The following is a 20,163-nucleotide window of genomic DNA, read 5'->3' on the forward strand; positions in this document are numbered from 1 at the left end:
TTCAGCGCTTGTCTTCGACCTTCCACGTCTTGCCGTCGTAGAACGCCTTCCAACCGGTCGGTTTGCCCTCGACCTCGCTCTGCACGTACTGCTCCTTGGTCTTGCGGCTGTAGCGAATCACGGTCGGACGGCCGTCCGGGTCCTTGATCGGCGCGTCGAACAGGAAGCTGTACTTGGGATCGATCTCATCCTTGTGCGGGATGATCTCGAGCACCAGCGGGGCACGGGTTTCGCGGTTCTTCGGAAACTGGCTGGCTGCCAGGAACAGACCCGATGCGCCATCGCGCAGCACGTAGGTGTCGTTGACCTTCTCGCACTTGAGCTCGGGCATCTTCACCGCGTCCATCTTGGGCGGTGCGGCTTCGCCACTCTTGAGCAGCTTGCGGGTGTTCTTGCACTCCGGGTTGGTGCAGCCGAAGAACTTGCCGAAACGGCCGGTTTTCAACTGCATCTCGCTGCCGCACTTGTCGCATTCCAGGCTGGGGCCTTCATAGCCCTTGATGCGGTAGTTGCCCTCTTCGATCTCGTAGCCAGGGCAGTCGGGGTTGTTCCCGCAGATGTGCAGCTTGCGCTTTTCATCCAGCAGGTACGCATCCATGGCGGTCGCGCAGACCGGGCAGCGATGCTTGCCGCGCAGAATCTGCGATTCGGACTCGCCTTCGTCGTCGGCCGCGATCTCGTCGCCTGGAATCAGGTTGATGGTGGCCTTGCAGCGTTCCTTGGGTGGCAGCGCATAGCCCGAACAGCCCAGGAACACCCCGGTGGATGCGGTGCGGATCATCATCGGCCGACCGCATTCGCGGCAGGCGATGTTGGTCAGGGTCGGCAGGTTGGCGCGCATGCCGCTGTCGGCCGCACCGGCAACGTCCAGTTTGCCCTTGAAGTCGCCGTAGAACTCGTCGAGAACGTTCTTCCAGTCGCGCTCACCGTGCGCCACATCGTCGAGGTTCTCTTCCATGCCGGCGGTAAAGCCGTAGTCCATGAGGTTGGAGAAGCTTTCGGACAGCCGCTCGGTGACGATGTCGCCCATCTTTTCCGAGTAGAAGCGACGGTTGTGCAGCGCCACGTAGCCACGGTCCTGGATGGTCGAGATGATCGCCGCGTAGGTGGACGGACGACCAATGCCGCGTTTTTCCATCTCCTTGACCAGGCTGGCTTCGGAATAGCGCGCAGGCGGCTTGGTGAAGTGCTGGGTAGGGTCCAGCTGCAGCAGCTTGAGTTGCTCACCCTGGTTCATTTCCGGCAGCACGTCGTCGTCGCCCGGCTTGCTCATCTGTGGCAGCACACGGGTGTAGCCGTCGAACTTGAGGATACGGCCCTTGGCGCGCAGCTCGAAATCAGCGGCAGCGACGGTAACGGTGGTCGACAGGTACTGGGCAGGCGGCATCTGGCAGGCGAGGAACTGGCGCCAGATCAATTCGTAGAGGCGCTCGGCATCGCGTTCCATGCCGTTCAGCTTGCTCGGATGAGTGTTCACGTCCGATGGGCGAATGGCTTCGTGCGCTTCCTGGGCGCCCTGCTTGCTGCCGTACACCATCGGTGCTTCCGGCAGGTACTTCTTGCCGAACTCGTTCTCGATGTAGGCGCGGGCCATCTCCACGGCGTCGACCGACAGATTGGTCGAGTCGGTACGCATATAGGTAATGTAGCCGGCCTCGTACAAACGCTGCGCCATCATCATGGTCTTCTTCACGCCGTAGCCCAGGCGGTTGCTCGCGGCCTGCTGCAGCGTGGAAGTAATGAACGGGGCCGACGGCTTGCTGCTGGTCGGCTTGTCTTCGCGCTTGACGATGCTGTAGCTGGCATCCTTGAGCTTGGCCAGCGCGGCCATGGCGTGGGCTTCGTTCAGGGGCTTGAAGGCTTCGCCGTTCTCGCGAGCCACTTCGAAACGCACCTTGGCGGCCTTGGCCGACGCCAGGTCGGCGTGCACTTCCCAGTATTCCTCGGGATTGAACGCGCGGATTTCACGCTCACGCTCGACCACCAGCTTCACCGCGACAGACTGCACGCGACCAGCGGACAACCCGCGGGCGATCTTCTGCCAGAGCAGCGGCGACACCATGTAGCCAACCACGCGGTCGAGGAAACGCCGCGCCTGCTGGGCGTTGACACGGTCGATGTCCAGCTCGCCGGGGCGGGAGAAAGCTTCCTGGATGGCCTTCTTGGTGATCTCGTTGAACACCACACGCTTGTAGCGGCTGTCATCGCCACCGATGGCTTCGCGCAGGTGCCAGGCAATGGCTTCCCCCTCGCGGTCCAAGTCCGTCGCCAGATAGATGGTGTCGGCGTCCTTGGCCAGCCGGCGCAGTTCCTCGATGACCTTTTCCTTGCCGGGAAGGATCTCGTACTTGGCCTTCCAGCCCTGGTCTGGATCGACGCCCATGCGTGCCACCAACTGCTTGCGGGCCTTTTCCTTGGGCGACAGCGCCGGCGCGTCGGCAGCCGCAGCCTTGCCGCGCTTGGCGGCCGGCTCCTTGCTGGCGCTCGCCGAACCGCTGGTGGGCAAGTCTCGGATATGGCCGATACTCGACTTCACCACGTACTGGTCACCCAGATACTTGTTGATGGTCTTGGCCTTAGCCGGGGATTCCACAATGACCAGCGATTTGCCCATGGATCGGAAAATTCCTGAATACTTGAAATGAAAGGCATGCGGCGCCTTGCGAGGCCCCGCTATATATAGTGGTGAGAACGTGAGGTCAAGCGCCGAGGTTCAAGCGGTCGGCGCCTGCGGAACGGAAAACAGGCTGGGTTCGGCCTTCACCAAAGCAAAGCGCGGGACGCTCTCGCCGTCAACCTCGACCGACTCCAGGAACATGCTCAGCGGGCGCACCCAGAGGCCGAATTCACCGTACAGCGCCTGGTAGAACACCACTTCCTGTTCGTCCTCGGAACTGCGCGCGACGCCGTAGACACGATACTCGGGGCCTTTGTAATGACGATAGAGCCCTGGTTGTATATGCATGTTGCGCCTCGCTTGAAATACTTTTTCGAATGAACCGGGAAAAAACAAAACCGGGACACTGGGCCCCGGTTCGTTCGACTCGCTCGTCAGGACTAGACGCGCTCGAAGACCGTGGTGATGCCCTGCCCCAGGCCTACACACATGGTGGACAGGCCGAAAGTGCCGCCATTCTGCTTCATGACATTGAGCAAAGTGCCGGAAATTCGTGCGCCTGAACAGCCAAAAGGATGCCCCAGGGCGATCGCGCCGCCATGCAGGTTAACCTTCTCGTTCATCTTGTCGAGCACTTTCAGATCCTTCAGCACAGGCAGGGCCTGTGCGGCGAAGGCTTCGTTGAGTTCGATGAAGTCGATGTCGGCAATGCCCAGACCTGCGCGCTTGAGCGCTTTCTGGGTGGCCGGAACCGGCCCGTAGCCCATGATCGCGGGGTCGACGCCGGCCACTGCCATGGAGCGGATTACCGCCAATGGCGTGATGCCCAGGTCCTGGGCGCGCTGCGCCGACATCACGATCATGCACGAGGCACCGTCGGTGATCTGCGACGAAGTACCGGCCGTGACCGTACCGCCCTTCGGGTTGAAGGCAGGCTTGAGCGCCGCAAGGCTTTCCAGGGTGGTGTCGGGGCGAATCGTTTCATCGTAGTCGAAGACCTTGATGAAGCCATTTTCGTCGCAACCCTGCATCGGGATGATCTCGTCCTTGAACTTGCCCTGGACCGTGGCCTGATGGGCCAACTGGTGCGAGCGCACGCCGAAGGCATCCTGCTGTTCGCGAGTGATGCCGTGCATTTTACCGAGCATCTCGGCGGTAAGCCCCATCATGCCCGAGGCTTTCGCGGCGTACAGCGACATGTGCGGGTTCGGATCCACGCCGTGCATCATGCCGACATGGCCCATGTGCTCGACGCCGCCGACCACGAACACGTCGCCGTTGCCGGTCATGATCGCCTGGGCGGCAGTGTGCAGCGCACTCATGGACGAGCCGCACAACCGGCTGACGGTCTGGCCGGCTGCAGTGTGCGGGATCTGCGTCATCAGCGACGCCATGCGGGCGATGTTCCAGCCCTGTTCCAGGGTCTGGTTGACGCAGCCCCAGATCACGTCCTCGACTTCGGCCGGATCGACCTTGGCATTGCGCTCCAACAGCTTGCTGATCAGGTGCGCCGACATGTCCTCGGCGCGGGTGTTGCGGTGCATGCCGCCTTTGGAACGGCCCATGGGGGTGCGACCGAAGTCGACGATCACCACGTCTCTAGGATTCAAGCTCATCAGTCATTCACCCTTGTTCTGTACGTTGGCCGCTTGCCCGAAGAAGGTCTGGCCAGCACGCGCCATTTCACGAAGCTTCTGCGTAGGCTGGTACAGCGGACCCAGTTCGGCGTAGCGGTCGGCCAGTTCCACGAATTCGGCCACGCCCAGCGAATCGATGTAGCGCAGCGCCCCGCCGCGGAACGGAGGGAAACCGATGCCGTAGACCAGGCCCATGTCGGCCTCGGCCGCGGTTTCGACGATCCCGTCTTCGAGGCAGCGTACGGTTTCCAGGCACAGCGGGATCATCATCCAGTTGACGATGTCCTCATCGGAGACCTCGCGCTGTTCGTAGATCACCGGCTTGAGCACGTCCAGCGCCGCAGGATCGGCCACCTTCTTCGGCTTGCCGCGCTTGTCGGTTTCGTAGGCATAGAATCCCTTGCCGTTCTTCTGCCCCAGGCGATTGGCCTCGTACAGCGCGTCGATGGCGGAGCGACGCTCGTCTTTCATGCGATCCGGGAAGCCTTCGGCCATCACGTCACGGCCATGATGGCCGGTGTCGATGCCGACCACGTCCATCAGGTAGGCCGGGCCCATGGGCCAGCCGAATTTCTCCATGACCTTGTCGATGCGCACGAAATCGACACCGGCGCTGACCAGCCGGGCGAAGCCGCCGAAGTACGGGAACAGTACGCGGTTCACCAGGAAGCCGGGGCAATCGTTGACCACGATGGGGTTCTTGCCCATCTTGCGGGCATAGGCCACGGTGGTCGCCACGGCAACCTCACTGGACTTCTCGCCACGGATCACTTCGACCAGCGGCATCATGTGCACCGGGTTGAAGAAGTGCATGCCGACGAAGTTTTCCGGACGCTTGAGTGCCTGGGCCAGCAGGTTGATGGAAATGGTCGAGGTGTTGGACGCCAGGATGGTGTCGTCCTTGACCTGCGCCTCGACTTCGGCCAGCACTGCCTGCTTGACCTTAGGGTTTTCCACCACCGCTTCGACGACGATGTCGACATGACCGAAATCGCCGTAGGACAGCGTCGGACGAATGTCGTTGAGCGCTTCGGCCATCTTCGCCGGGGTCAGGCGACCTTTTTCAACGCGCGCGCCGAGCAGCTTGGACGCCTCGGCCAGGCCCTGTTCGATGCCCTTCTCGTTGATGTCCTTCATCAGGATCGGCGTGCCCTTGAGCGCCGACTGATAGGCGATGCCACCGCCCATGATGCCAGCGCCCAGCACGGCCGCCTGACTCACATCGCGGGCCACCTTGTCGTAGCCACGGGCCTTGCGCTTGAGCTCCTGATCGTTGAGGAACAGGCCGATGAGGCTTTGCGCAGCCGAGGTCTTGGCCATCTTGGCGAAGCCGGCGGCTTCGATTTCGAGGGCTTTCTCGCGACCGAAACTGGCTGCTTTCTGGATGGTCTTGATGGCCTCGACCGGCGCCGGATAGTTGGGCCCGGCCTGGCCGGCGACGAAGCCCTTGGCGGTTTCGAACGCCATCATCTGTTCGATGGCGTTGAGCTTGAGCTTGACCAACTTGGGCTGGCGCTTGGCCTTGTGATCGAACTCGCCGCTGATGGCGCGCCTGACCAGGTCTAAAGCAGCAGCTTCCAGCTTGTCCGGCGCCACCACCGCATCGACCGCACCCACCTTGAGCGCATCGTCGGCGCCGTTTTCCTTGCCCGACGCAATCCACTCGATGGCATTGTCGGCGCCGATGATGCGCGGCAGGCGCACCGTGCCGCCGAAACCTGGGTAGATGCCCAGCTTGACCTCGGGCAGGCCGATCTTCGCTTCGCTGGACATGACCCGGTAGTCGGCAGCCAGGCACATTTCCAGGCCGCCGCCCAGGGCGATGCCGTTGATGGCGGCGACCGTCGGCACTTCGAGGTCCTCGAAGTCGCTGAAGATGCGATTGGCCTGCAGGTTGCCCGCGACCAGCTCGGCTTCGGGCAACTTGAAATTCTCGACGAATTCGGTGATGTCCGCACCGACGATGAAGACGTCCTTGCCACTGGCGACGATCACGCCCTTGACCGAAGCGTCGGCCTTGATTGCCGCGATCGCTTCGCGCAGCTCTTCGAGCGTGAGGCGGTTGAATTTGTTGACGGACTCGCCCTTGAGGTCGAACCGCAGTTCGACGATGCCGCTTTCAAGAGCCTTCACCGTGATGGCTTTACCTTCGTAAATCATCCACTGATCTCCACGATATGGAAGCTGAACAGTACACGCCTGACGCTGGATAAAAGGGGGCGATACATGGCCGCCGCTCTCTGTAGCCAGGCATACCCGTCAGCGCGGTAGTCGGGATAGTGCTGGAGCGTGACTGAAAAACGCTCGATTCATACGCCCGTTTGATTGGGCTGCGTGTACATTCACGGAATTGCGGGCGATTGTCAAATGCCGCGCCGGCCGCGAGAAAACGCGACTTTGCGGTCATTTCTGGAATGCGCAGAAACGCGCACCTGCGACAGCCTGCCGCAGGCATATGACGATAGCTCGAGACAACGATCAAGCCAGTGCTTGCAGGACCTTTGCAATATCCTGAAGCACCTTTTCGTCACCCTTTTCGCCCCAGTACAACGCGAGCATCTGCGGCCCGGCTTCGAGCTTGTAGACGTCGGCGGGCAACGTGGCCAAGTGAGGCAGCAGCAGCGGATCGATACAGGCTTCGCGCCACTGGTTGCACCAGACCCCCGGCTCGGTCTGCCAGTAGCTCCAGCTGTCGACCCTGCCCTTGCGGCGTGGCCGATGGTATTGCGCACAGGGGTCGGGTGGCTCGACGCTGAGCCAGTGCGGCCACTGCTGGGGAGCCAGCTGCATGGCCAGGCCCATCCGCCGCGCCTGCAGGCGCACGGCCATGCGGCCGCTCTGGCTGCGCGACGGCCGCAGCCATACCATGGGGCTGAGAATCAGCGCAAGGATTGACACGACTATCCACACCGTCATAAAGAGTACACCCGCTAAGCGTTTCAAATAGATCGGCGAGGGTTGTTCATGTTGCGCCCCGCCTAAACAGTCCATACTCAAGCTATCGCAATCGTCAGGAGTGCTTCTCATGCCCTACCAACACATTCTGGTCGCCGTCGACCTCACCGAGGAGTGTGACCCGGTCATCAAGCGGGCCCGGGAGCTGGCGGTCAGCAACGGCGCCAAGCTCTCGCTGGTGCACATCGTCGAACCCATGGCCATGGCTTTCGGCGGGGACGTGCCGATGGACCTCTCGCAGTTGCAGCAGCAGCAGTTCGATCAGGCCAAGGAGCGCCTGGAAACGCTGAAGGTCAAGTACCCGGACCTTGTCGTCGGCGATTGCCACCTGACCTACGGCCAGCCGCGTCAGGAGATTCACAACCTGGCGAAGAAATCGGAATGCGACCTGGTGGTGGTCGGCAGTCATGGCCGTCATGGCCTGGCATTGCTGCTTGGTTCGACAGCCAACGACGTGTTGCACGGTGCGCCGTGCGACGTTTTGGCGGTGCGCCTGGTCAAGCGCGCCGAATAAGGATCATCAGCGGGGCCGAGCAGCAGCTGCGGCCTCGCTGATGATTCCAGGGTCGAGGGCTCAGGCGTCGAGTTCGGCCCAGCGCTCGACCATGACTTCCAGCTCGGCCTGCGAGGCTTCCAGCTTGGCCATCACTTCCGCCGTCTGCGCGGCAGGCCGCTGATAGAACCCGGCATCGGCCATCTCGGCTTCCAGCGCAGCGATTTCCTGCTCCTTGGCTTCGATCTGGCCCGGCAGGGCTTCCAGCTCGCGCTGCAGCTTGTAGCTGAGCTTCTTCTTGGCGGGCGCCGGTGCTTCCACAGGTGCAGGCTCTGCGGCCTTGACCACGGCGCTGTTGAGCTCGGCCTTGCCTGACTTGTTCTCGGTCACGCCGAGCAGCTTGGGCGAGCCGCCTTGGCGGATCCAGTCCTGGTAGCCACCGACGTATTCGCGAACCTTGCCCTCGCCTTCGAACACCAGCGTGCTGGTGACCACGTTGTCGAGGAAGGCCCGGTCGTGGCTGACCATCAACACGGTACCCTTGAATGCGGACAGCACTTCTTCGAGCAGTTCGAGGGTCTCGACGTCGAGGTCGTTGGTCGGTTCGTCCAGCACCAGCAGGTTGGCCGGCTTGCTGAACAGCTTGGCCAGCAACAGGCGCGCACGCTCACCGCCCGACAGGGCCTTGACCGGCGTGCGTGCGCGCTGGGGGCTGAACAGGAAGTCGCCCAGGTAGCTCAACACGTGGCGGCTCTGACCGTCGATGTCGATGAAATCGCGGCCCTCGGCAACGTTGTCGATGACGGTCTTTTCCAAGTCGAGCTGGTGACGCAACTGGTCGAAGTAGGCGACGTCCAGGCGCGTGCCGACGTCGACCGAGCCGTTGGTGGGCTGCAGGTTGTCGAGCATCAGCTTGAGCAGCGTGGTCTTGCCGGTACCGTTCGCCCCCAGCAGGCCGATACGGTCCTCGCGCTGCAGGACCATGGAGAAATCCTTGATCAGCATCGGCCCACCCGGATGGGCGAAGCTGACGTTGTCGAGGACCATCACCTGCTTGCCGGACTTGTCTGCGGTATCGAGCTGGATGTTGGCCTTGCCGGTGCGCTCGCGGCGTTCGCCACGCTCCACACGCAGTGCCTTGAGCGCACGCACCCGGCCTTCGTTGCGGGTGCGTCGGGCCTTGATGCCCTGGCGGATCCACACTTCTTCCTGGGCCAGGCGCTTGTCGAACAGCGCGTTGGCGGTTTCCTCAGCCGACAGCATGGCCTCTTTGTGCACCAGGAAGCTGGCGTAGTCGCCGTTCCAGTCGATCAGGCCGCCGCGATCGAGTTCGAGAATGCGCGTGGCCAGATTCTGCAGGAAGGAACGGTCGTGGGTAATGAACAGCACCGCGCCCTGGAAATCCTTGAGGGCTTCTTCGAGCCAGGCGATCGCGCCGATGTCCAGGTGGTTGGTCGGTTCGTCGAGCAGCAGCAGGTCAGGTTCGGACACCAGCGCCTGGGCCAGCAGGACGCGGCGGCGCCAGCCACCGGACAACTGCTTCAAGGTCTTGTCGGCAGGCAGCTGCAGGCGGCTCAGGGTGCTGTCGACCAGTTGCTGCAAGCGCCACCCGTCACGGGCTTCGAGATCCTGCTGGACGTGCATGAGCTTGTTCAGGTCTTCGTCGGTGACGATGTTCTGGCTCAGGTGATGGTACTCGGCCAGCAGCGCGCCGACCCCGTCCAGGCCCTCGGCAACCACGTCGAACACAGTCCGGTCGTCGGCCACCGGCAGTTCCTGCGGCAGCTCGCCGATCTTCAGCCCCGGCGCACGCCAGACGGCGCCGTCGTCGGGTTTCTGCACGCCCTTGACCAGCTTCAGCATGCTGGATTTGCCAGTGCCGTTGCGGCCGATGATGCACACCCGCTCACCACGGGCGATCTGCCAGGACACCTTGTCCAACAACGGCATCGCGCCGAATGCAAGGGACACATCGCTGAATTTGAGCAGGGTCATGAGCTTCTCCAAAAACCGGGCGCGCATTCTAACCGACTTTTGCCCTGGCAGACCGAAGGCGGCAATAAAATGAATGATCCTGAACGCTTTCATCGCGCCTGCCCTAGAGGCTAAGCTAGGCTCACTTCTTTAGTGCTGGCACTGCCGACACTTGTCACGTCTTTTCTGCCTGGAAGTCTCATGCGCAGTCGCCTGTTCAGCTTGTTGTCCTGCCTCATCCTCTCCGCATCCAGTGTCGCCAACGTCCAGGCCGCCGACCTGGCCACGCAGCGTCAATACTACGACGAGGCCAAGCGCGCCCTGGCCAAGGGCGACAGCGGCCCGTACATGCGCTACGCCGCCGAGCTTCAGGACTACCCGCTGGAGGCCTACCTGGCCTACGACGAGCTCACCCCGCGCCTGCGCAGCGCCAGCAACGCCGAGATCGAAGGCTTTCTCGCCAAGCACGGCGACCTGCCCCAGGCCAACTGGATGAAACTGCGCTGGCTGCGGCAGCTGGCCGAGCGCGGCGAGTGGGCGCCGTTCGTCAAATACTACGACCCCAAGCTCAACTTCAAGGAGCTCGACTGCCTGTACGGCCAGTACCAGCTGAGCAACAGCCAGCTGCGCGCCGAAGGCTATGCCAATGCCGACAAACTGTGGCTCACCGGCAAATCGCTGCCCACGGCCTGCGACGGGCTGTTCCAGCGCTGGGCCAGCGAAGGCCAGCTGACCGAGAACAAGCGCTGGCAGCGCGCCAAGCTCGCGGCCCAGGAGCGCAACTACCCGTTGGCCACCAGCCTGGTGCAAAGCCTGACCAGCCTGTCGAGCCAGGGTCGACTGCTGCTGGATGTCGCGCAGAAACCCGAACTGCTCGACCAACCGGCGCGTTTCATGCCGGTCGACGAAGCCATGTCCGACGTGGTCGGGCTGGGGCTGCGCCGCCTGGCCCGTCAGGACCCGGAAAAAGCCATGCGCATGCTCGACAGCTATGCCAGCAGCATGCGTTTCTCGGCCGAGGAGAAGGTTGCCATCGCTCGCGAGATCGGCCTGACCCTGGCGCGGCGCTACGACCCGCGGGCGCTAGAGCTGATGACTCGCTACGATCCGGAGCTGCGCGACGACACCGTGACCGAATGGCGCCTGCGCCTGCTGCTGCGCCTGGGCCGCTGGCAGGACGCCTACGATCTGACTACCCGCCTGCCCAAGGACCTGGCCAAGACCAACCGCTGGCAGTACTGGCAGGCGCGCAGCCTGGAGCTGGCCCAGCCGCAGAGTGCCAAGGTGCCTTCGCTGTACAAGGCGGTGGCCAAGGAGCGCGACTTCTACGGCTTCCTGGCGGCCGACCGCATCCAGGCGCCCTACTCGCTCAACAACAAGCCGCTGGTGATGAGCCAGGCGCTGGTCAACAAGGTGCGCAACACCGCCGGTGTACGTCGTTCGCTCGAGCTCTACGCACGTGGCCAGATCGTCGATGCGCGACGCGAGTGGTATCACGTCAGCCGCCATTTCGACCGCGACGAGATGGTCGCCCAGGCCAAGCTGGCCTACGACATGCGCTGGTACTTCCCGGCCATTCGCACGATCAGCCAGGCGCAGTACTGGGACGACCTGGACATCCGCTTCCCGATGGCCCACCGCGACACCCTGATTCGCGAAGCCAATGTGCGAGGCCTGCACACCAGCTGGGTGTTCGCCATCACCCGTCAGGAAAGCGCCTTCATGGACGACGCCCGTTCCGGCGCCGGCGCCATGGGGTTGATGCAGTTGATGCCCGGCACCGCCAAGGAAACCTCGCGCAAGTTCAGCATCCCGCTGTCGTCGCCCCAGCAGGTACTCGACCCTGACACCAACATCCAGCTCGGTGCGGCATACCTGAGCCAGGTGCACAGCCAGTTCAACGGCAACCGGGTACTGGCCTCGGCCGCCTACAACGCGGGTCCCGGGCGCGTACGGCAGTGGCTCAGAGGCGCGAATCACCTGAGCTTCGATGTCTGGGTGGAGTCCATTCCATTCGATGAAACCCGCCAGTACGTGCAGAACGTGCTGTCCTACGCGGTCATCTATGGCGAGAAGCTCAACGCGCCGCAGCCGGTGGTGGACTGGCACGAACGCTTCTTCGACGACCAGTGAGCCGAGCCTGGCAGCCCGCCGGCTGCCGGCCCGTCACTCGAGCACGGTGATCGGCATGCCCACTTCCAGCACGCCGGCGCCATCGCATACCAGATTCTGGCCGAACATGGCGTGGCCGTCCTGCTGGCGGTAGCGCTTGAGGGTTGCCAGGGGCTCGCGATCGGCGCTGCGCTCCCCGGTGTGCGGGTCGAGCGTGGTCAGAATGCAGCGCGCGCAGGGCTTGAGCACACGAAAGTCCAGGCCACCGATGCGAATGCGCTTCCAACCATCCTCGGCGAAGGCGGCGCTGTCCTGGACGACCAGATTGGGCCGAAACCGCGCCATCTCCAGCGTCCGTCCGACCCGTGCGGACAGGTCGTCCAGCGAGCCCTGACCGATCAACAACAGTGGAAAGCCATCGGCAAAAGCCACCTTGTCGCCGCCCTCGCCGTAACCGGCGCTGACGGTACGGGCGCGCTCGGTGGGCACGTACACCAGTCGAGTCGGCTTACCGACGAAATCGCTGACCCAGCGCGCTGCTTCCTCGCCGGCGTCGGGCACGCGGAAGCTGTCGTTCCACAGCGTGACTCCGCGCAGTTCGCCTGACTCCGGGACCGCGACGTTCAGCTCAGGGTATCCGCTTGCGCTCAGGCGCAGGCCTGCGTCTTCACCGACTTGCGTACCCAACTGCCCCAGGCGAGGGTCTGCGCGCTGGCTGAGGAACCGACCGCTCTGGGCGTCGACCAGCATCCAGCGCCGATCGCCGAGCAGCCCCAGGCCATCCACAGGCGACTGCTGCAGCGACTGGCCAATGGCCGATTTGAGCGGGTAACGGTACAGCGCGGCAAGGCTCGACATGGCCCGGCTCCTCAGGACAGAGAAAAACCCAGTCTAGCGGAACCGGCAGGAGAATAACGAGGGCCTGTCAGCGTTGATCCAGCTCCAGGCGCTGGCGAACCACGTCGACCAGTTTGTCGGGCTGGAACTTGGACAGGAAGTTGTCACAGCCGACCTTTTTCACCATCGACTCGTTGAAGCTGCCCGACAACGAGGTGTGCAGCACCACGTAGAGGTCGCGCAGTCGCGGATCGTTGCGGATCTCGGTGGTAAGCCGGTAGCCGTCCATTTCCGGCATCTCGGCGTCGGTGAAGACCATCAGCAGTTTGTCGGTCATGCGCTCGCCGGTGTCGGCCCACGCCTTGAGCTTGTTCAACGCCTTGAGGCCATCGCTGGCCACGTGCATCTTGATGTCCAGCTGCGACAAGGTATCGCGCAGCTGAGCCAGTGCCACCGTCGAGTCATCCACCAGCAGCACTTCCCGGCCACGAGCGCGCGCCAGCAAAGGGTCGTCGAGCTTGTCGCGGGAAACGCGGGCGTTGTAGGGGACGATTTCGGCGAGTACCTTTTCCACGTCGATGATCTCGACCAGTTGCTCGTCGACCCGGCTGATTGCGGTCAGATAGTGCTGGCGCCCGGCACTGGCCGGAGGCGGCAGGATGGCTTCCCAGTTCATGTTGACGATGCGGTCGACACCACCGACCAGGAAGGCCTGGATCGAGCGGTTGTATTCGGTGACGATGATGGTACTGCTCGGCCCCGGCACCAGCGGGCGCATGCCGATGGCCTGAGACAGGTCGATCACCGGCAGGGTCTGCCCACGCAGGTTGATCACACCGCAGACATACGGATGGCGCTGCGGCATCAGCGTCAGCTTGGGCAACTGCAGGACTTCCTGGACCTTGAACACGTTGATCGCGAACAGTTGCCTGCCGGCCAGGCGAAACATGAGCAGCTCCAGACGGTTTTCACCCACCAGCTGCGTACGTTGGTCAACCGAGTCAAGAATGCCGGCCATGTAAAACTCCAAAGCCCAAGTGAAAGAAGAGGTACCGGGCTATCGGCGCTGGCGCGAATATCTTGACTGCCGTCGGCGCTGTTAAGTCAGTTGTCCATGGCTCAGCAGCGGCGACCCCGCGGGCAAATGAACTTTCAATGCCTTGGGCATGGTGCTGAAGCGCAGGTTTTCACCCCGCAATGGCTCGCCATCGAGGTTGATGTCGAGGTTTTCCTTGCTGTTGATTTCAACCCACGGCAGCCGCGCACGCACGAACAGTGTTTCCAGTCCGCCGCCGCCTAGCAGGCTTTTCAGGGTGCCGACCACTTCGGTCGGTGCCGGCAGAATGCTGATCTCCAGCAGTCCGTCGTCGACCACGGCTTCGGGGCACAATTCGTGGCCACCACCGGCCTGGCGTCCATTGCCGATGCCCAGCGCCAGCAGATCGCCTTCCCAATGGAAGTCCGGGCCGCTGAGCGAGGCGGAGGCAGCGCGCAATTCGCTGAACCGCGACAGCCCGGTGAACAGGTAGGCGGCGCCACCGAGAACCTTCTTCAAGTCTTCGGAGGTATTGGCCGTGACCTGACTGCCGAAACCACCGGTTGCCATGTTGAGAAACACCTGCCCGCCCACTTCACCCAGATCGATGGCCTGAGGCTCGCGGGCAAGCAGCGCCAATGCGTGTTCGGGTTCGAGGGGAACGCCGGCGGCACGTGCGAAATCGTTGGCTGTGCCCAGGGGCATCAACGCCAGGCTGGCGTCGGTCTTGGCCAGCGCCATCGCTTCGGCCACATCGCGCAGGGTGCCGTCGCCACCGCCGGCGATGATCTGGGTGTAGCCGGCTTGCAGTGCCTCATCGACCAGACGCTGGGCGTCGCCGCCTTCCCAGGTCAGACGCACGTCCAGCGCGTTACCTTGCTCCCGGTAATGCTCCACCGCGCTGCGGACGTCTTCGTTGGAAGCTTGTTTGCCGTGCAATATCAGGATTGCCTTGCGCTCGCTCATGCTGCATGTCTCCGGTGGCCAGTAAGTGGAACTGTGCCTGATGTGACCACAGCCGCAGGAAAAAAAGCCCCGACGAAAAGTTTTTAACCATTCGTACATTTACCACTCGCCAACCGTTCTCGTTTAGGCTTTACTGCGAAGCAACTGGCCACTATCGAAGTCGCCGTTACCTCCCGATTCCTGCACGTCCAGCCCGTCTCCAGGCGGGCGGTAGCATTGTCGAATCGCCGAATCCTGCGCCCTGCCCTTCTTCATCTACCTTTTCATGCATCCAGCCCGGCTGGACGTGTGCGCTTGCCTTCGCAGGTGCCGTCCGCCACCTTCAACTCGAGGCTCGACCTATGACGACTCTGATTCCCTGCATCATCGCCGGCGGCTCCGGCACCCGCCTGTGGCCCGTATCGCGCGAAGCCATGCCCAAGCCGTTCATGCGCCTGCCGGACGGCGAAAGCCTGCTGCAGAAAACCTTCACCCGTGCCTCGCAATTGCCAGGCGTGGAGCGGGTGCTGACGGTGACCAACCGTGAGGTGTTCTTCCGCACGCTGGACGACTACCGCCAATTGAACGACCGCGATGCCCTGCTTGACTTCATTCTCGAGCCGGCGGGCCGCAACACTGCGCCAGCCATCGCCAGCGCCGCCTTGCATGCCGCCAAACACTACGGCGCGTCGGCGCAATTGCTGGTACTGCCGGCCGATCACCTGATCCGCGACATCGACGCCTTCCAGGCCGCGGTCAGTGCAGCACGCAAGAAAGCCGACGAGGGCTGGCTGGTGACGTTCGGTCTGGTGCCGCAAACGGCGGAAACCGGTTTCGGCTACATCGAGCGCGGCGCCGACCTGGGCGATGGCAGCTATCAAGTCGCGCACTTCCGGGAAAAGCCGGACCAGGCCACCGCCCAGGCCTACCTGGACAGCGGTGACTACCTGTGGAACGCCGGCATGTTCTGCATGCGCGTGGACGTGCTTCTGCGCGAACTGGAAAAGCACGCACCGGACGTGCTGCTGGCGGCCACCACCTGCCTGCAGGTCAGCCACAGCAAGCAGGGCAACCGCGAGCTGCAGGTCGAGCTGGACAGCAGCACCTTCGCCCTGGCGCCGGACATTTCCATCGACTACGCACTGCTCGAACGCTCCGACAAGGTGGCGGTCATTCCGTGCCAGATGGGGTGGAGCGACATCGGTTCGTGGCAGGCGGTGCGCGAGCTGACCCCAGCCGACGCACAGGGCAACCAGTGCAACGGCGAAACCGTGCTGCATGACGTGAGCAACTGCTACATCGACTCGCCACGCCGCCTGGTCGGCGCCGTCGGCCTCGACAACCTGGTGGTGATCGATACGCCTGACGCACTGCTGATTGCCGACGGCAGCCGCACCCAGGACGTCAAGTTCCTTGCCCAGCAGCTCAAGCGCCAGGGTCACGATGCCTTCCGCCTGCACCGCACGGTCACTCGGCCATGGGGTACGTACACCATCCTCGAGGAAGGCAAGCGCTTCAAGATCAAGCGCATCGTGGTCAAGCCCGGCGGCACCCTGTCGCTGCAGATGCACCACCACCGCAGCGAGCATTGGATCGTGGTCAGCGGCATGGCCCGAGTCACCAACGGTGACAACGAATTTTTGCTCGATACCAACGAGTCGACCTTCATCAAGCAGGGCCACGTGCACCGCTTGGTCAACTCCGGGGTGATCGACCTGGTCATGATCGAAGTGCAGAGCGGTGAATACCTGGGCGAAGACGATATCGTGCGCTTCACCGATATCTACGGCCGCGCACCGGCGGCCGTCGAAGCGACCAAGAGCAACGCTTAAAAAAGCTCGCTGAACGGAATGAAGGCGACCAGTTCGCCTTCATTCAATGTGCAGCCTTCGCGTATTTCCACCAATCCATGGGCCCAGGCCGCGCTGAGCAGCACGCCGGAGCTCTGGTTGGGGTAGATCACAGCCCGGCCCTGCTCGATACGCCCGCGCAGGTACTCGCGACGGGTACCGGCGCGCGGCCAGGCAAACCCGGCTGGCACCTGGAAGCTCAGCGGCGCAACGTCGCGAAAACCCAGCCGACGCAGCAGGTAAGGCCGTGCCAGCAGGGTGAAAGTGACCAGTGTCGATGCCGGATTGCCCGGCAGGCCGATGACCGGTACGCCACGGAAGTGGCCGAACGTCAGTGGCTTGCCGGGTTTGATCGCCAGTTTCCAGAGGGCCAACTGCCCTTCCTCGCGCAAGGCGATGCCGAGAAAATCGGCTTCGCCCACCGAGACGCCCCCCGTGGACAGAATCAGGTCCACATCACCCAGAGCCGCCAGGCGCTGGCGTGTCTGCTGCAGATCGTCGGGCAGAATCCCGGCATCCACCACCTCACAGCCCAAACTATTCAAGGCACTGCACAGCACCTGACGATTGCTGTTATAGATCTGCCCTGGCCCCAGCGGCTGACCTGGCTCGACCAATTCATCTCCTGTGGACAGCACCGCCACCCGTGGCCGACGGACCACGTCGATGTGCGCATGCCCCATGGAGGCCAACAGGCCCAGTTCGATCGCACCCAAGCGGCTGCCAGCTTCGAGCAGGCGTTCGCCGATGCGGGTTTCCTGGCCCTGGGGACGTATGTTCTGGCCGACCCTCAAGGGCTGGTCGAAGCTCACCCGCTGGTCGTCCACGATTTGCACGTTCTCCTGCATTTCCACGCAGTCGGCGCCTTCGGGCAGCGGCGCGCCGGTAAAGATGCGTGCGCACGTGCCTGGTTCCAGGGGCGCGGGCACGGCGCCCGCGAACACGCGCTGGCTGACCCGCAACGGCTCGCCCTGCCAGTCTTCGCGGCGCAGCGCGTAACCGTCCATGGCACTGTTGGGCCAGGGCGGCAGGTCCAGCGTGGCGATCAGGTCAGTGGCCAGCACGCGACCGACGCCCTGGGCCAGGGCGACCCTTTCGCGCTCGCGCACAGGCGTGGCATCGGCCATGGCCAGCAGTTGCGCCAGTGCCTGTTCTACCGGAAGCAGCGGCTGCGCCGCCGGCAACTCAGCCACGGCTGACGCAGGGCTCGGCCTGCTTGAGGTGCACGACGAAGTTGCACGGCCGGTGACGCACGTCCAACTGCTCGGCGAGAATCCCATCCCAGCCGGTGCGGCAGGCGTTGGTCGAACCGGGCAGGCAGCACACCAGGGTGCCGTTGGCGAGCCCGGCGAGCGCACGCGACTGCACGGTCGAGGTGCCGATGTCGGCGACGGAGATCTGCCGGAACAGCTCGCCGAAGCCATCGACTTGCTTGTCCAGCAGGCAGGCCACGGCTTCCGGCGTACTGTCACGGCCGGTGAAGCCGGTGCCGCCGGTAATCAGCACCACCTGGCATTGGTCATCGGCGATCCACTGCGCCACCTGTGCACGGATCTTGTACAGGTCGTCCTTGAGCAGCACGCGGGCGTAGAGCCCGTGGCCCGCCGCGCTCAGGCGATCGACGAACAATTGGCCAGAGGTATCGGTTTCCACGCTGCGGGTGTCGCTGACAGTCAAAACCGCAATATTGAGCGGCACAAAGGGTACATCTGCCTTGGCTTTCATTGGCTGGGTCCGGTTGTTTGGCGGGATGGACGGTGTTATATCACAGCCCCACAGCCACTGTCCGAGGCCCCGAATGAACCCTGCCGACACCTTGCCCCCCTGCTCTGTCCTGCTGCTGGCAGGCGGCCGCGGACAACGCATGGGCGGCCGCGACAAGGGCCTGATCGACTGGCATGGCCGGCCCTTGATCGAGCACCTGCAGCAACGCGTGCGACCCCTGACCGATGACCTGATCATTTCGTGCAACCGTAATTATCCGCGATACGCAGCCTTCGCCGACCGCTTGGTGCACGACGACAGCAGCGACTTTCCCGGACCGCTGGCGGGCATTCTGGCCGGCCTGGCCGCCGCTCGACACCCGCTGCTGCTGGTATTGCCCTGCGATGTGCCGGGCGTGGACGAGGCCCTGCTCGACGCCATGCGCCATGCGCAGCAAACTCATCCAACCCAGCCGCTGATGGTGCGTCAGGGTGAGTTCTGGGAACCGTTGCTGTGCATCGTTGGCAAGGTGCATCAACCGCTTGTGCGACAAGCCTGGGATGCCGGCGAACGGAGCCCGCGCAAGGTCTTGCTGGCACTCAACGCCCAGCCGCTGCAATGTGCCGAGAACGATCCGCGCCTGGCCAATTTCAATACGCCTCAACTGCTGGGTCGCTGAGCAGGTCGGCAAACGCTAGACTGCACCGGTCGGACCAACGGAACTTTGCTGGCGCAAGCAGCGTCTTATTCCCGTATACGCCAGCACCCTTTTTTGTTTTGTGGAGAAACACAATGACTCACCGGATCCTTCCCGCTTTCATGCTCGCGCTGGGCCTGGCATCGCTTGCCGGTTGCGCATCGCCTACCGTGATCACCCTGAACGACGGTCGTGAAATCCAGGCGGTGGACACGCCCTCCTACGACGAAGACGCTGGCTTCTACGAATTCGAGCAGCTGGACGGCAAGACTACCCGTGTCAATAAAGACCAGGTACGTACCGTCAAGGAACTCTGATCAAACAGAGTTTAAGTGTTGCAAGACAAAGCCCGCCCTCTGGCGGGCTTTGTCGTTCTAGAACGTCAGCTTCAGTTGTGTCTCGAAATTGCGCAGGCGACCGTCGAGCGGGTCGTGGAACTGCAGCGAGCGTGCCAGCAGCTTCAACGGCCGGGCATAGTCGTCCACCTCGGTATGGCTGAGGTGCGGGTAGAACGGATCGTTGCAGATGCTGGCGCCCAGCGCGGTCATGTGGACGCGCAACTGGTGAGTCTTGCCGGTGACCGGGTTGAGCACGTAGCGCCACACGTGTTCGCCTTTCTCGGCGACCTCCAGGCGAGTTTCACTGTTGCTCTGCCCCGGCACTTCGCGCATGCGAAAAAACGGCTCGCCATGCTCCAGACGGCTGCGGTGCACCAACGGAAAGGCCAGCTCGGGCAGTGCGGGCGCGATGGCCTCGTAGCGCTTTTCGATCTGTCGAGTGGGAAACAGCTGCTGATAGGCACTGCGTGTCTGCGGATTGGCCGAGAACAGCACCAGACCTGCCGTATGCCGGTCAATGCGGTGCAGCGGCACCAGGTGCGGGTTGTCGAGACGGCGGATGAGCCGCCGCAGCAAGGTGTGTTCGACGTACTCGCCGGTCGGGGTGACCGGCAGGAAGTGTGGCTTGTCGGCCACCACCAGATGCTCGTCGACGTGCAACACCTGCTCCTGTGCAGCGATCGGCCGTTCGTTCGGCACTTCGCGAAAGTAGTGGATGCGCAGGCCCTGGCGGTAGGCATGGGCAGGTCCGATGGGTACGCCGTCGGCGTCCAGCACCCGGTCCCTGGCCATGCGGCTCAGCCACTGAGCGCGATCGATGGCCGGAAAATGTTCGCACAGGCAATCCAGCACGGTTGCCCATTTGCCGGGTGGCAGGCACAGGGTGCTGGCCTGATGCGCAGCAGGGTCGAATTTGGGTGCAGACATGCCTAGATCCACGATGGTTTCAGGCCGCGAGTATCGCCCAC

At 63.2% G+C, this 20,163-nt stretch carries 17 protein-coding genes; 5 read left to right on the forward strand and 12 right to left on the reverse strand.

The window, feature by feature from the left end; translation table 11 throughout:
• Nucleotide 1: 1 nt before the first annotated feature.
• The 5 genes from topA to H7993_RS05405 form a co-directional block, all read right to left on the reverse strand.
• Nucleotides 2-2,614 (reverse strand): type I DNA topoisomerase, encoded by a 2,613-nt coding sequence (topA, locus tag H7993_RS05385; RefSeq protein ID WP_185793709.1) that lies wholly within the window; start codon nt 2,612-2,614, stop codon nt 2-4.
• 99 nt (nt 2,615-2,713) lie between these two features.
• Entirely contained in the window at nt 2,714-2,965 is a 252-nt protein-coding gene (locus H7993_RS05390; RefSeq protein WP_122478796.1) for a DUF1653 domain-containing protein, read from the reverse strand.
• Between the two features lie 92 nt (nt 2,966-3,057).
• On the reverse strand, nt 3,058-4,233 hold the full coding sequence (gene fadA / locus H7993_RS05395) for an acetyl-CoA C-acyltransferase FadA (protein ID WP_043188265.1): 1,176 nt from the start codon (nt 4,231-4,233) through the stop codon (nt 3,058-3,060).
• Between the two features lie 3 nt (nt 4,234-4,236).
• Nucleotides 4,237-6,414 carry a fatty acid oxidation complex subunit alpha FadB gene (fadB, locus tag H7993_RS05400; protein ID WP_185793710.1) on the reverse strand — a complete coding sequence of 726 codons (2,178 nt, stop codon included), beginning with the start codon at nt 6,412-6,414 and terminating at the stop codon, nt 4,237-4,239.
• A gap of 318 nt (nt 6,415-6,732) precedes the next feature.
• The gene (locus H7993_RS05405) at nt 6,733-7,170 is read right to left on the reverse strand and encodes a hypothetical protein (RefSeq protein ID WP_185793711.1); all 438 of its coding nucleotides are present in this window, start codon (nt 7,168-7,170) and stop codon (nt 6,733-6,735) included.
• A gap of 109 nt (nt 7,171-7,279) precedes the next feature.
• On the opposite strand from H7993_RS05405, the gene H7993_RS05410 reads away from it, so the two are divergent.
• Nucleotides 7,280-7,723 carry a universal stress protein gene (locus H7993_RS05410; RefSeq protein WP_043188257.1) on the forward strand — a complete coding sequence of 148 codons (444 nt, stop codon included), beginning with the start codon at nt 7,280-7,282 and terminating at the stop codon, nt 7,721-7,723.
• 60 nt (nt 7,724-7,783) lie between these two features.
• Here H7993_RS05410 and H7993_RS05415 read toward each other — a convergent pair whose 3' ends face one another.
• Nucleotides 7,784-9,697 carry an ATP-binding cassette domain-containing protein gene (locus tag H7993_RS05415; RefSeq protein ID WP_122478802.1) on the reverse strand — a complete coding sequence of 638 codons (1,914 nt, stop codon included), beginning with the start codon at nt 9,695-9,697 and terminating at the stop codon, nt 7,784-7,786.
• Between the two features lie 180 nt (nt 9,698-9,877).
• Here H7993_RS05415 and H7993_RS05420 point away from each other — a divergent pair, with 180 nt between their 5' ends.
• A complete protein-coding gene (locus H7993_RS05420) occupies nt 9,878-11,809 on the forward strand; it encodes a transglycosylase SLT domain-containing protein (protein WP_122478804.1) in 1,932 nt (643 codons plus the stop codon).
• 33 nt (nt 11,810-11,842) lie between these two features.
• On the opposite strand, the gene H7993_RS05425 is transcribed toward H7993_RS05420, so the two are convergent.
• The 3 genes from H7993_RS05425 to yegS all read right to left on the reverse strand — a co-directional run bounded on the left by H7993_RS05425 (nt 11,843) and on the right by yegS (nt 14,627).
• Nucleotides 11,843-12,646, reverse strand: coding sequence for an MOSC domain-containing protein (locus tag H7993_RS05425; protein ID WP_185793712.1), 804 nt, complete (start codon nt 12,644-12,646; stop codon nt 11,843-11,845).
• Nucleotides 12,647-12,713: 67 nt separating this feature from the next.
• A complete protein-coding gene (locus tag H7993_RS05430) occupies nt 12,714-13,643 on the reverse strand; it encodes a chemotaxis protein CheV (RefSeq protein WP_122478808.1) in 930 nt (309 codons plus the stop codon).
• An 81-nt stretch (nt 13,644-13,724) separates the two neighbouring features.
• Nucleotides 13,725-14,627, reverse strand: coding sequence for a lipid kinase YegS (yegS, locus tag H7993_RS05435; RefSeq protein ID WP_122478809.1), 903 nt, complete (start codon nt 14,625-14,627; stop codon nt 13,725-13,727).
• A gap of 341 nt (nt 14,628-14,968) precedes the next feature.
• Here yegS and H7993_RS05440 point away from each other — a divergent pair, with 341 nt between their 5' ends.
• Entirely contained in the window at nt 14,969-16,438 is a 1,470-nt protein-coding gene (locus H7993_RS05440; RefSeq protein ID WP_122478811.1) for a mannose-1-phosphate guanylyltransferase/mannose-6-phosphate isomerase, read from the forward strand.
• On the opposite strand, the gene H7993_RS05445 is transcribed toward H7993_RS05440, so the two are convergent.
• Together H7993_RS05445 and moaB are read right to left on the reverse strand one after the other, a co-directional pair.
• On the reverse strand, nt 16,435-17,649 hold the full coding sequence (locus H7993_RS05445; protein ID WP_342345031.1) for a molybdopterin molybdotransferase MoeA: 1,215 nt from the start codon (nt 17,647-17,649) through the stop codon (nt 16,435-16,437). The genes H7993_RS05440 and H7993_RS05445 overlap by 4 nt on opposite strands.
• The gene (gene moaB, locus H7993_RS05450) at nt 17,642-18,181 is read right to left on the reverse strand and encodes a molybdenum cofactor biosynthesis protein B (RefSeq protein WP_122478815.1); all 540 of its coding nucleotides are present in this window, start codon (nt 18,179-18,181) and stop codon (nt 17,642-17,644) included. Before moaB ends, H7993_RS05445 begins: the two co-directional genes overlap by 8 nt.
• 73 nt (nt 18,182-18,254) lie before the next feature.
• On the opposite strand from moaB, the gene mobA reads away from it, so the two are divergent.
• A complete protein-coding gene (gene mobA, locus H7993_RS05455; RefSeq protein WP_185793714.1) occupies nt 18,255-18,839 on the forward strand; it encodes a molybdenum cofactor guanylyltransferase MobA in 585 nt (194 codons plus the stop codon).
• A gap of 113 nt (nt 18,840-18,952) precedes the next feature.
• The gene (locus H7993_RS05460; RefSeq protein WP_043188230.1) at nt 18,953-19,174 is read left to right on the forward strand and encodes a YgdI/YgdR family lipoprotein; all 222 of its coding nucleotides are present in this window, start codon (nt 18,953-18,955) and stop codon (nt 19,172-19,174) included.
• Nucleotides 19,175-19,231: 57 nt separating this feature from the next.
• Here H7993_RS05460 and H7993_RS05465 read toward each other — a convergent pair whose 3' ends face one another.
• The gene (locus H7993_RS05465) at nt 19,232-20,122 is read right to left on the reverse strand and encodes a pseudouridine synthase (RefSeq protein WP_185793715.1); all 891 of its coding nucleotides are present in this window, start codon (nt 20,120-20,122) and stop codon (nt 19,232-19,234) included.
• Nucleotides 20,123-20,163 lie beyond the last annotated feature (41 nt).

It is taken from the genome of Pseudomonas baltica (genome assembly GCF_014235765.1).
Classification (GTDB): Bacteria; Pseudomonadota; Gammaproteobacteria; order Pseudomonadales; family Pseudomonadaceae; genus Aquipseudomonas; species Aquipseudomonas baltica.

Coding starts and splice junctions, on each gene's coding strand:
- topA (WP_185793709.1), bottom strand. CDS start 2,614: ATGGGCAAATCGCTGGTCATTGTGGAATCCCCGGCTAAGGCCAAGACC.
- H7993_RS05390 (WP_122478796.1), bottom strand. CDS start 2,965: ATGCATATACAACCAGGGCTCTATCGTCATTACAAAGGCCCCGAGTAT.
- fadA (WP_043188265.1), bottom strand. CDS start 4,233: ATGAGCTTGAATCCTAGAGACGTGGTGATCGTCGACTTCGGTCGCACC.
- fadB (WP_185793710.1), bottom strand. CDS start 6,414: ATGATTTACGAAGGTAAAGCCATCACGGTGAAGGCTCTTGAAAGCGGC.
- H7993_RS05405 (WP_185793711.1), bottom strand. CDS start 7,170: ATGACGGTGTGGATAGTCGTGTCAATCCTTGCGCTGATTCTCAGCCCC.
- H7993_RS05410 (WP_043188257.1), top strand. CDS start 7,280: ATGCCCTACCAACACATTCTGGTCGCCGTCGACCTCACCGAGGAGTGT.
- H7993_RS05415 (WP_122478802.1), bottom strand. CDS start 9,697: ATGACCCTGCTCAAATTCAGCGATGTGTCCCTTGCATTCGGCGCGATG.
- H7993_RS05420 (WP_122478804.1), top strand. CDS start 9,878: ATGCGCAGTCGCCTGTTCAGCTTGTTGTCCTGCCTCATCCTCTCCGCA.
- H7993_RS05425 (WP_185793712.1), bottom strand. CDS start 12,646: ATGTCGAGCCTTGCCGCGCTGTACCGTTACCCGCTCAAATCGGCCATT.
- H7993_RS05430 (WP_122478808.1), bottom strand. CDS start 13,643: ATGGCCGGCATTCTTGACTCGGTTGACCAACGTACGCAGCTGGTGGGT.
- yegS (WP_122478809.1), bottom strand. CDS start 14,627: ATGAGCGAGCGCAAGGCAATCCTGATATTGCACGGCAAACAAGCTTCC.
- H7993_RS05440 (WP_122478811.1), top strand. CDS start 14,969: ATGACGACTCTGATTCCCTGCATCATCGCCGGCGGCTCCGGCACCCGC.
- moaB (WP_122478815.1), bottom strand. CDS start 18,181: ATGAAAGCCAAGGCAGATGTACCCTTTGTGCCGCTCAATATTGCGGTT.
- mobA (WP_185793714.1), top strand. CDS start 18,255: ATGAACCCTGCCGACACCTTGCCCCCCTGCTCTGTCCTGCTGCTGGCA.
- H7993_RS05460 (WP_043188230.1), top strand. CDS start 18,953: ATGACTCACCGGATCCTTCCCGCTTTCATGCTCGCGCTGGGCCTGGCA.
- H7993_RS05465 (WP_185793715.1), bottom strand. CDS start 20,122: ATGTCTGCACCCAAATTCGACCCTGCTGCGCATCAGGCCAGCACCCTG.